The 10,916-nt window shown below is 26.2% G+C and carries 10 protein-coding genes; 1 reads left to right on the forward strand and 9 read right to left on the reverse strand.

The window, feature by feature from the left end; translation table 11 throughout:
* On the forward strand, positions 1 to 1,054 hold a 1,054-nt coding region (locus AVBRAN9333_RS09125; protein WP_336609880.1), incomplete at its 5' end, for a hypothetical protein.
* Positions 1,055 to 1,821: 767 nt separating this feature from the next.
* On the opposite strand, the gene ppa is transcribed toward AVBRAN9333_RS09125, so the two are convergent.
* The 9 genes from ppa to AVBRAN9333_RS09170 form a co-directional block, all read right to left on the reverse strand.
* The gene (gene ppa, locus AVBRAN9333_RS09130) at positions 1,822 to 2,337 is read right to left on the reverse strand and encodes an inorganic diphosphatase (RefSeq protein ID WP_214118956.1); all 516 of its coding nucleotides are present in this window, start codon (positions 2,335 to 2,337) and stop codon (positions 1,822 to 1,824) included.
* A gap of 15 nt (positions 2,338 to 2,352) precedes the next feature.
* Entirely contained in the window at positions 2,353 to 2,919 is a 567-nt protein-coding gene (locus AVBRAN9333_RS09135; RefSeq protein ID WP_214120548.1) for an adenylate kinase, read from the reverse strand.
* A gap of 19 nt (positions 2,920 to 2,938) precedes the next feature.
* Positions 2,939 to 4,552, reverse strand: a complete 1,614-nt coding sequence (locus tag AVBRAN9333_RS09140; RefSeq protein WP_214120547.1) for a polysaccharide biosynthesis/export family protein — start codon at positions 4,550 to 4,552, stop codon at positions 2,939 to 2,941.
* Positions 4,552 to 5,640, reverse strand: coding sequence for a capsule biosynthesis protein (locus AVBRAN9333_RS09145; RefSeq protein WP_214118964.1), 1,089 nt, complete (start codon positions 5,638 to 5,640; stop codon positions 4,552 to 4,554). The genes AVBRAN9333_RS09140 and AVBRAN9333_RS09145 overlap by 1 nt, the downstream gene beginning before the upstream one ends.
* Positions 5,640 to 6,302, reverse strand: coding sequence for an ABC transporter ATP-binding protein (locus tag AVBRAN9333_RS09150; protein WP_336609069.1), 663 nt, complete (start codon positions 6,300 to 6,302; stop codon positions 5,640 to 5,642). Before AVBRAN9333_RS09150 ends, AVBRAN9333_RS09145 begins: the two co-directional genes overlap by 1 nt.
* The gene (kpsM, locus tag AVBRAN9333_RS09155; RefSeq protein WP_239802669.1) at positions 6,299 to 7,060 is read right to left on the reverse strand and encodes a capsule polysaccharide transporter KpsM; all 762 of its coding nucleotides are present in this window, start codon (positions 7,058 to 7,060) and stop codon (positions 6,299 to 6,301) included. The genes AVBRAN9333_RS09150 and kpsM overlap by 4 nt, the downstream gene beginning before the upstream one ends.
* Positions 7,061 to 8,260, reverse strand: a complete 1,200-nt coding sequence (locus tag AVBRAN9333_RS09160; RefSeq protein ID WP_239802668.1) for a capsular biosynthesis protein — start codon at positions 8,258 to 8,260, stop codon at positions 7,061 to 7,063. It lies immediately after the preceding gene.
* A gap of 90 nt (positions 8,261 to 8,350) precedes the next feature.
* Positions 8,351 to 9,757, reverse strand: coding sequence for a phosphomannomutase/phosphoglucomutase (locus AVBRAN9333_RS09165; RefSeq protein ID WP_336609881.1), 1,407 nt, complete (start codon positions 9,755 to 9,757; stop codon positions 8,351 to 8,353).
* Positions 9,754 to 10,782 carry a glycosyltransferase gene (locus tag AVBRAN9333_RS09170; RefSeq protein WP_239802666.1) on the reverse strand — a complete coding sequence of 343 codons (1,029 nt, stop codon included), beginning with the start codon at positions 10,780 to 10,782 and terminating at the stop codon, positions 9,754 to 9,756. Before AVBRAN9333_RS09170 ends, AVBRAN9333_RS09165 begins: the two co-directional genes overlap by 4 nt.
* Between the last annotated feature and the right edge of the window lie 134 nt (positions 10,783 to 10,916).

Consider the following 10,916-nt stretch of genomic DNA (forward strand, 5'->3'; position numbering starts at 1 on the left):
GGATAGCAATAGCCAAGATAACAATGTATTTAACTTTAAAGTATTACAAGGTGATGAAGGTGGATATTTCAACAACTTAACTGAAATTCCAAATGGTGGTAGAACATTTGATACTACTCCAACATTTGTTGGTAAATCAGTTGCTAATGATACAATAGTATTAGGATTTGTAAAAGCTAATAATGCAACAGGACAAGATGAATTAATTATGAAAGAATTCCAAGCTGCACCAGATGGAACATTTACATATACTCCTGATTTAACAAACAGAGTAGATGGTAGTGGTTGGGAAGTTGGAACATATAAAGTATATTTATCAAGCTTAAAAACAGGACTTGTTAAAGAATTTGCATTTACAATAGACCTAAATACAGCTAAAGATGAAGTAGCTAACGATAACAATGCTAATGTAGATGTGGTTGTTCCAAGTGAAGTTGTTGTAAGTAATAATCATATTACAATCAATGAAGGTATTTACTATCAAGCAAATAGCAATAGTGCTATTGAAAAAATTAATGGTTATGTAACTGATAGCGTAAGCCCAGTTATTACAGGAACTGCAAAACCAGGTTCAGAATTAATAGTAAATCTAGTTAATGATGCTACAGGTAAGGTTGAAAGCTGGACAAATATTACAATTTGGGATAGCGGTAAATTTGAAATCGGCTTAACAGGTGAAAAAGGCAACTCATATCATTATGAAGTATTTGATTGTGTAGCGTGCAAACCAGTTGGCGAACCAGCAATTAGTCATACTTTTGAAATTAACGCTGGTAACTTTATTAACCTTAACCCAAGTGCAATTTTAGGAGATGATGCTGGAATTAGTATTCCAACTATTAAAGAAGAAAAAGTTGAAGCTAAAGATGAAACTAAGGTAAATGTTGGGGATATTTTAGATACTCAAAAAGATATCTTTAATGAAACTATAGCTCAACCAGCACAAGTTCAAGAAGGTTATATTAATCTAAAACTAGGTTCAGTTGCATTTGATGCAGCTTCTAAAGACTTAACACATTTAGATGAATTTAATAATATAAACCACCACTCTTAACACATAACTTGAGCTAGTAACAACTAGCTCAAGCTTTTATCTTTTTATAATCTTCAAAATTATTAGAATTTTAATTTAATTATTATTTTTTAAGTATTCAAGCTCAATTATTTTATATTTTTATTGGTTGTTATAAGTATATTTGTAGTGGGTATATGTTATATATAGCAAAATTTTTAAAATATTTGATTGTAAAAATCACTTAAAGCTTTGTATAATAGAGTTTTAAAGCTTGAAAATTAATATATAAAACCATGCACTTATAACATATATATTTTTTATGAAACTTTACAAAATATATAACATAAATCCTATAAATGAGTATTTTTGTGATTTTGAATATGGTTTAAGGTTTTAGCAAGTGTTAAAATAAAGTTAAAAAAATATACTTTATAAAATTCCTTGAAATTCTAATACAACGCAGTTTTAAGTTAATTTCTAAAACAAATCAAATTCTAAAAACACCTTTAATTATAACTTAAAATATAGTTAAATTATATGATTTTTAATGAGTATTAAAATTAAAATGAATAATTTTATAAAGAAATTAATAAGATACTAAATGATTTAAAATATACGCATTTATAAATAATACTAGCAACAAAATCAGTATTAACTTACAAAATTAGCATAATAATATTTTTGCTTATGCATTATTAATGAGATTTTGTATATTTTAAATTAGATTATTATGACTTGTAATTTTTATAAGAAATAAGAACATTTGATAAAATTAATCTAAAAGCAGTCTTTAAAGACTGCTAATATTATTTATAGTTTTTGATTGATTCTTCAAGTATTTTTGTAGCTTCAGCTATGCCTTTAAAATCTTGAACTTTTACCCATTTACCTTTTTCTAATGCTTTGTATGTTTCAAAAAAGTTTTTGATTTTTGCAAGTTTGTGTGGTGCTAGGTCTTCTAAAGATTTGATATTATCATAGCTTGGATCAATCTTGCTAACAGGAACTGCAAGTAATTTTTCATCCATACCGCTTTCATCTTCCATAATTAAAACACCGATTAAACGGCAAGGAATAACAGCACCTGCTTGAACTGGGTACTCATTTAATACAAGCACATCAACAGGATCACCATCAGCTGCAAGTGTATTTGGCACGAAACCATAATTTGCTGGGTAAAACATAGCCGAATACATAACTCTATCAACCATGATTGCCCCACTATCTTTATCTAGCTCATATTTAATATTTGAGCCATAAGGAATTTCTATAACTGCATTTAATTTCTCTGCATTTCCACTTTTAATTTTTGTAATATCCATTTTTTTTCTCCTTGATTAGATTTTTTTCTTAATTTCTTCACTCATATTTGCAACAATTTCTTCAATTGTGCGTTCGCCGTTGATTTGTATATGTAGATTTTTTGCTTTATAAAAATTTAAAATATCAGCTAAAGGCTCGGTATATACTTTCATACGATTATTAAATACTTCTTCATTATCATCAGCACCCCTAGCACGACCTAAAACTCTATCTTTTGCTACTTGTTCGCTTACAAATACTTCAATAACAGCACTAAGATTTACTTCGTTTGATTTAGCTAATTCGCTATCAAGTGCGTGCATTTGTTCAACGCTTCTTGGGTAACCATCTATTAATATAACATCACTTGGAGCTTTTTTAAGTGCGCTCATAATTGTATTTACAACTATTTGTAAAGGCACTAGATTTCCTTTTGAAATAAGCTCGTTTATTTGTTTTCCTAATTCGCTTCCACTTGCAACTTCAGCTCTTAATAAATCGCCTGTTGAATAGTGTGTGTAGTTTTCGTTTTTAGCAATTATGCTAGCATCAGTAGTTTTACCACTACCAGGTGCTCCTATAATTAAAAATAATTTTTTCATAGTGTTTCCTTTCATAAAATTAAATATCTAAAATTACTTTAGTTGCTACTGCAATTTGGTATAAAATCTGAGTTATTACACCGGTTACTTGAAGGTTGTAAGTTTCAATTTTAGGTAATACTAATACTGAATCTCCTTCATAAACTTTAGCATTTTTATCACTGCTAAAAGTTCCTAAGCTTATTTTATCTGCTTTTCCATTAGCGTGTATTAATAAAATTCTTTTTTTATCAGCTCTAGTATTTAAATCCCCAGCCATTTTAATATAATCTTTTATTTTTAATTTATCTTGATGAATAAATGCACCAGGAAGAGCAACTTCTCCTTGAATTACAACTAAATTATTTTTGCTAGGTATATTAATAACATCATCATTTTCAAGAACAATTGAAGAATATAATTTTTCATCATCAATTACGATTTGCCCTTTAGGCTCAATTGCTCTAGCTCTTTCAATAAACTTTAAAATATTAGTTCCCCAATTATCTCTAATTTTTGCTTCTTCTGAAGTAGCTGAAGTTGTGGTTAGCGCTAAGGTTTCTAACTCTTTTAGCTGGGCTTCAATTAATTTTTTTTGAAGAGCTGCTACGCTTTTTCTATACACTTGCACTGCTTGTTTATTAGATAAATCATTCATATTTAATAAACTAAGAGCTTCTTGCAATGTAGTTCCTTTATCTAAAACTAATGAATGTAAGCTATTGTGTTCGCCTTCAATTTTTATGTTTATTTTATCTGCTGTGTAATCTGGTCTAAATTCCACTTCATCGGCATTATTAATATATACATTTTCAAATTCACTTTTTTTATAAGCATTTATACGGAGTTTGTTATTTTCATCATAACTTTTTATGATTGCATTTGTTGCAGTTGGTTTTGCATTAGATAAAATAGCTAAATCATTTAATGTTTTTAAATTCTCTCCTAATTCAAATCTATAAGGCTTTAATACATCACCACTAGCACTTGCATAGCCATTGATTTGTTTTACTAAAATTACATCGCCATTTTTAAACATAGAATAATCTAATTTGCCATTTAATAAAAAATCATACAAGTCTATTTGTTTAATTAGTTGGTTGTTTCTTAGAATTTGAATATTTCTAAAGCTTCCATATTCAAGATTTATTCCACCTGCTTTATCAATGTATTGAATTAAAGAATCCGAGCTAAGCCCTTCATAAAGTCCTGGTTTATTTACATTTCCCGTAACAAATACTGAAATATTTTGGTAAGTATCCATATCTGCGTATGAATATACATTTGATTTATAGGTATTTCTTACTTTATTTTGAATAATATTTACTAAATCTTTATTGCTAACTCCTAACAAATGAATAACTCCAACTTGTGGAATAAATATATTTCCTTGAGAATCAACGCTTGATTTTTGTTGTAATTCTACTGCACCCCAAAGCTTAATATTTATTATATCTCCTATTGCGATTTTATAATCTGGATTATAAATATGTTTGCTAAATTGCTTAAAATTACCTGAGAATAGGTGTGCTCCAAATGTTTTATTATTCACTTGTTGCGATATTTCTTCTTGAGTATTATTTACTGCTATATTTGCTACATCAACTGCAAATGCTAATATTGAAAATACTAATATATAAAATATTTTTTTCATTAATATCTATGCTCCTCTATTATTGAATATGTAAATTTAATAATTCCAAAAACTAATGTTAATATAAAAAATACTGAGAATACATCATAAATTACATTTGGATATATTGCAATTTCTGATAAAACCGGCGAAGAAATTATAATAACTTGTTTTAACTTTTTATTAGCTTCTAGTCTTGATTTTTCATAAGATGCTAGAGCTAATTTATAAGCATCTTCAGCGAATTTTAATTTAAAACTAAGATTGCTAAAATCAATTGCTAAATAATTTAATTTATCATTTTTATCTTTTGAAGTTAATTTATTAGCTTCTTTTTTTAATTGAGATTTTAGTGCGTCTAATTCTGATTTTAATGCTTTTACTTGTGGAGTATTTGAGTTTAAGTAACTATTTAATGTGGCAAGTTCTACTTCTTTTGCTATTATTTTTTCTTCTATTTGTGTTTTTATAGCTGATTGGGTTTTTGCTTGACTTACAGGGTCTAGCATGGAATTTGTATTTTGAAATTTATTTATTTCATCTTGGGCTTTACTTAGCTCTAAACTAGCTTTTTCTAATTCTTCTTTTGCAAAACTCATTTGTTCTCTTGCGATTTTATGTGATATTTCGTTTATGAAATTTTCACTTTCCTTAAGTATCGTATCGGCTATTTTTTTAGAATCCTCTGGAGAAAATGCGTTAATTTTAATACTTAAAAGTCCGGTAATATCATCATAAACTACCTTTATTCTACTTTGATAATATTTTAAAAAATCTTCTTTTACATCAAGATTTTTCAAAAATAATTCATAATCAATTTTTCCTTCATACATAGCCTTGATATTTATATCTTTTTGCAAAATTGCTAGCATATCGTATGAGTTTATATATTCTTTAAGATACATTAAATCTTCTTTAGATGAACTTGTAAGTCCTATTATTGGTATTAGGCTAGATGTATCAGTGGTAGTGCTTGTAGATTTTACTCCAATTATTGCTGTACTTTCATATCTTGAACTTGCTATAAAAGCAAAATAAATCAGTGAAATTAAGCTTAAAACTATGATAATTTTAAAGCTTGTTATAAATTTTATAATCTTTTTTTTCATTAGCAACTTTCTTTATATTTATTAATTCCTTCATCTATATCATCATAGATTGTGGCTATTCCATTGTCTAAAAAAACTATTTTATCACACCAAGTTTTTATTTCGTTAATATCGTGTGAAACCATAATTACCTTTGATTTTGATAATTTTTCTTCATATACTTTTCTACTTTTTTCTCTAAAAGATGGATCACCAACTGCTCCTGCTTCATCTATTAGATAATAATCAAAATCAAAAGCCATACTAAGACCAAATGAAATTCTACTTCTCATACCTGATGAATAGCTTCTAATAGGCTCATCAAAATAATCTCCAAGTTCAGCAAATTCTTTTACATATTCTATTTTTTCTTTTAAAGCTTCTCCACTATATCCGTAGATTCTAGCTATGAATTTGATATTATCTCTAGCACTCAAGCTTCCTTGAAATCCACCTGCAAATCCAACAGGCCAAGAAATACTCTTATCAATTATTACCTTACCACGATTAGGAATGTCAAGTCCGCCTAAAATTCTTAGCATTGTAGATTTTCCTGCACCATTTTTTCCCATTAGACCGATTGAGCAATTATCAGGAAAAGTAAAATTTAAATCCTTAAAAATATAATGCTTTTTTTTATTGTTTAATACAAAGTATTTTGTGATATTTTCAAGTCTAATCATGCAGTGCCAAGCTCCACTCTTTTTTTATAATATAAGCCAAGACTAAAAAATAATAAAACTAAAGTGCAAATTAAAGGATATTCAATATTAATTTGAGTTACTATAGGGTAGGTTTCAAAATAATTTTCTTTAAAAAGTTCAATTATATGCAAGATTGGGTTATAAGCTAGAATATCTATCATCTGATTTGGGACTATCCATAAAGGAAACATAATAGCAGAACCAAAATACATCATAGTAAGTGCATAACCTATAATATTTTTTATAACATCTCTACCATAAAAAACAACAGCTAGTAAAAGTCCTAAAGCAAATGCAATAATAACTAGCCAAATAAACATTAAAAGACTATAAACAATATTAAATGGAATAATATTATAGTTTATAAAAAATCCCGTTGTAATCATTAAAATACAAAAAATAACAAAATATAAAATACCTTCTAGTAAGGCTCTAGCTAAAAATACATGAATAGGGCGAACTGGCTTGTAAGTAAATAAACTTTTATTAGCTTCAATTCCATTCATTATAAAATTAACAATATTTCTAAACATAAAAAACGGAACCATACCTGTTATTAAAAATAAGCTAAAAGGAACTTGTGGTAATAATCTATTTCTAATTAAAGTAAAAATTACTAGCATAAACAAAACATGCATCATAGGTTCAAGTATAACCCATACATAACCTAAAGTTGGGTTTTTACCAAATCTAGTTTTAAGCTCTCTTAAAATAAGCGCGTTTATTATATGCCACATTTAATTTCCTATTTCAAATTCTTTGAAATTTAAGTAAAAATTTGCATTATATTGATTGTTTTTTAATAAATACCCTTGGAATTTCAAGTATAAATCATAATCGCTTACAAAATTATGAGCATTTTGCCAAAAGCTATCAAGGTCATTTTTATAGACTAAACCATCTATATTATAAATTGCATTACCCAATACTATAGTAGGGCAATTATGATAAAGTGCTTGCATTCCCACCGTGCTATTTATACATATACAGCCTTTAGCATTTTTTAAAAGATTTGGGATATTTCCACGATGAATATAAAACACCTTATCATTTATACCAAGTCTTTTGGTAAGTTCATTTATAATATTTGAATAATCAGTATATGCAATATCTAATGGGTGGTGTTTAAATATCAAAACATTATTATTTGCTCTATTTTTAGCAAATGATTTTATGGTTTTAACTATGAATTTTTTCATACCTTTGTCTTTAAAATGCTTTTTTATTTGACTATCGTTATGTACTTGAAGAACTGCTAAGAAATATTTTTTGGAATATTTTTTAGCTAAATTATCTACATTTTTTTCTAAAATTGAATATTTAGCCTTTCTATAAAAATGTCTAAACCATCTAAAAAGCTCCATTATATTTAGTGGTCTATGATAGTTTTTGTTATTATAAAATACTTGAAATATAATGCTAAATGTATAATACATTAAAGCATAAAAAGCCATTATTTTAAAACTTGATTTAAATAGTTTTGAGTTTTCTTTATAAGTATTTAGTTTTTTATAATCATTTTTATTTTTACTCATAAGTGAGTTTGCATTAACGCCAGTCATTTCGCAAGTAATATAATTTGGTCTTAAATATCCTTCTTCAAATACATATATTTTTATATTTAATTTTTTAGCTAAATTAATTGCTATTTCATGAATTGGCCTAGTATCGCCGAATAATATAATGCAAGTGATTTTATTGAGTTTATAAAAATTATCTAAGTATGATTTAAGATTGTTTAAACTTCCTTTGTAATTATATTTTGATGGATAAAATATAAAATCACCCGCCGTAAAATTAATTTTGTATATTTTATTGTTTTTATTAAGGTATTTGCTAAAACGCTTAAAAAAAGGCCCTAAAGGTCCTTGTAAAAATAAAATATTTTCATTATTAAATTTACTTATTAAACTATTTATATTCATACTTTCTTTCACTTAGAATACTACCCCCACAATGTAATATTGAGCGTGGGGGGGGGGTATTTTAAAATTTTTTAGTTATATTAACCTAAACTTATTAACTAATTAATTTTTAATTATTTCATCTAAAAGTTTAAAGGTAAAATCATTGATTTCTTTTAACTTATCTTCGCTGATACTTTCAAATCTAGCTACTAAATAAGGGCTAGTATTACTTGCGCGAAGTAGTGAAAATCCATTTTCAAATTCTAATCTCACTCCATCAATTTCAATTAGCTTAGCATTTAGATTAAGAGATTTTATTTTTTCTTTATAAGTATTTATTATATTAAATTTATCATTTTCATTTACTTTTATTTTTATTTCATTACTTGAATATGCTTTAGGTAAGTTATTTAAAATATCAATAAAATTAGGATTTTTTAAATATAGCTCAATAATTCTTAGCATAGAATAAATCGCATCATCGTATCCATAATATTTGTCATTAAAAAATACATGTCCGCTAAGTTCTGCTGCTAAATCTACATTTAATTCTTTTATAGCTTTTTTGATATTTGAATGACCTGTTTTACACATTGAGCAAGTTCCTAGCTCGTTAATTTTATCAAAAATTACTTTTGAGCATTTAACTTCACAAAGGATTTTAGGATTTTTAATATTATTTGCAAATAGATAGCAAAGCTCATCACCTTTAATGATTTTATCTTTTAAAACACATACAATTCTATCAGCATCTCCATCAAAACCAAAGCCAAGTGTCGCAGTATTTTTAACATAGTTATTTTTATAAAGTGGAGTAGGGCAATGATGAGAAAAATTGCTAAAATTAAGCTCATTTTTAATAGCAAATAGATTTTCTTCTTCTGTTGGGTCTGGCTCGTGAGATTTAAATTCACCATCAAATTCACTAAAATAGTGAGCGTATTTAATATTTAAAATATCTAAAATGTTTGCTACAACTTCACAAGCTGCACCACTAGCCGTATCAATTGCTAGATTTATATTGGCGTTTTTAAGATGAGCAAATTCTTTTTGTAAAAACTCAATATATTTTGTTTTAATATCTAATTCTTCATATTCGACATTTTCAATCTTATTATCAAAATCTTTTATGTGATTTGCAACTTCAGTATAAATATCACTAAGCTCTTTTGCAAAAAAACTTTCTTTATTTATAGTGATTTTAAAGCCATTGTATTCTTTAGGGTTATGTGATGCTGTTATCATAATATTTGCATCAATTTCATAAGCGTAATTGCTAAAATACCCAAGTGGAGTAGGAACAAGTCCAAGTGAATAAACCTTAATTCCTGCACGATTTAGCCCATAAATTAAAGCATTATTTAAGACTTTATTACTAAGTCTTGCATCATAGCCTACGCTTACGCTTTTTGCATTTTTACTAAGCATAATTTTACCTATTACAAAACCTAAAGCCTTAGTAAAACTAGGACTAATCTCAGTCCCAAAAATCCCCCTAATATCGTATTCTCTAAATATGTGTTTCATTTTGTTTTCCTTAATTTAATATCTTTAAAAAAATCTTTTGGTCTAGTAATTAATTTTCTTAATTTAGATTTTAAGCTATATTTATTATATTTTTTATCATAAGAATATAAACCTATGCTATTTTCAATGTTATATTTTTTACATAATTGTTTTAAATAGGTTATAAATTCTGGTAATTCTCTTTCATCTTTCCAAACATTATTATTTTTATAATCATACTCTTTCATTTTTTTTATAAGTAAGTCTTGGTTAGTTGATTTTTTGAAATAAAATTTATTAAATAATGGTCTATCATGCCATCTATGAATTAATATTAAATCTTCAAAAAATAATGGAAGTGTATAGTACGCCATATACTTTCTAAAACCTTTTAGGTTTGCAACTATATTTGAAGTTTCATTAATATAATAATCATTTGGTTTTTTTGCGATAGGGTTGTTTGCAATTAATCTATGAACTAATTCTAGGTCTTCGCCACCATGGCCTTGAAAATTTATATCAAATAAGCCTATATTTTTTAAATACTCCTTGTTAATAATCATAATAACCCCATTAAGACCTATATTTTCTATAAGTTTTCTAGAACCTTCTAAATAGCTATTTTTTAATATAGATAAATTTTTGTTTGTTTCAAATTCTTGTGTTCCTGTTTTGGTTAGATATACAAATGGAATTAAAATAAATTTTTTTATATTAGTTTCTAATTCTTGATTTACTTTATTTGATAATTTAATAAAAAAATTATCATCATTTAATAAATCAATATCGTAAAATAATATATATTTTTTACTAGAATGTATTATTGCTTGGTTTCTAGCGATTCCTGGAGAAAATGGATTTTGATATTTAGTGTGTATAATTTTTATATTTGGGTAGTTAGATTTTAATATTTTATTTTTACTAGCATCAGATATTATAAATTCATAGTTTGTATTTTTAAAATATTCAATTAACTCTAATGCTCTTTTATATATGAAATGTTTTTTATTTTTATAACACACAGTTGAAATTATACTGATTTGCATTTTTATCCTAAAATATTAAAAATTTTTAAAGGTTATTATGACATACAAATATAAAATTACACATTTAAATGAATTTTTTTATGATTTTAAAATTAAATTATTTAAAAAACAAATATTTAAACTACCTTATAAAT

This window comes from Campylobacter sp. RM9333, from assembly GCF_020137705.1.
Lineage (GTDB): Bacteria > Campylobacterota > Campylobacteria > Campylobacterales > Campylobacteraceae > Campylobacter_E.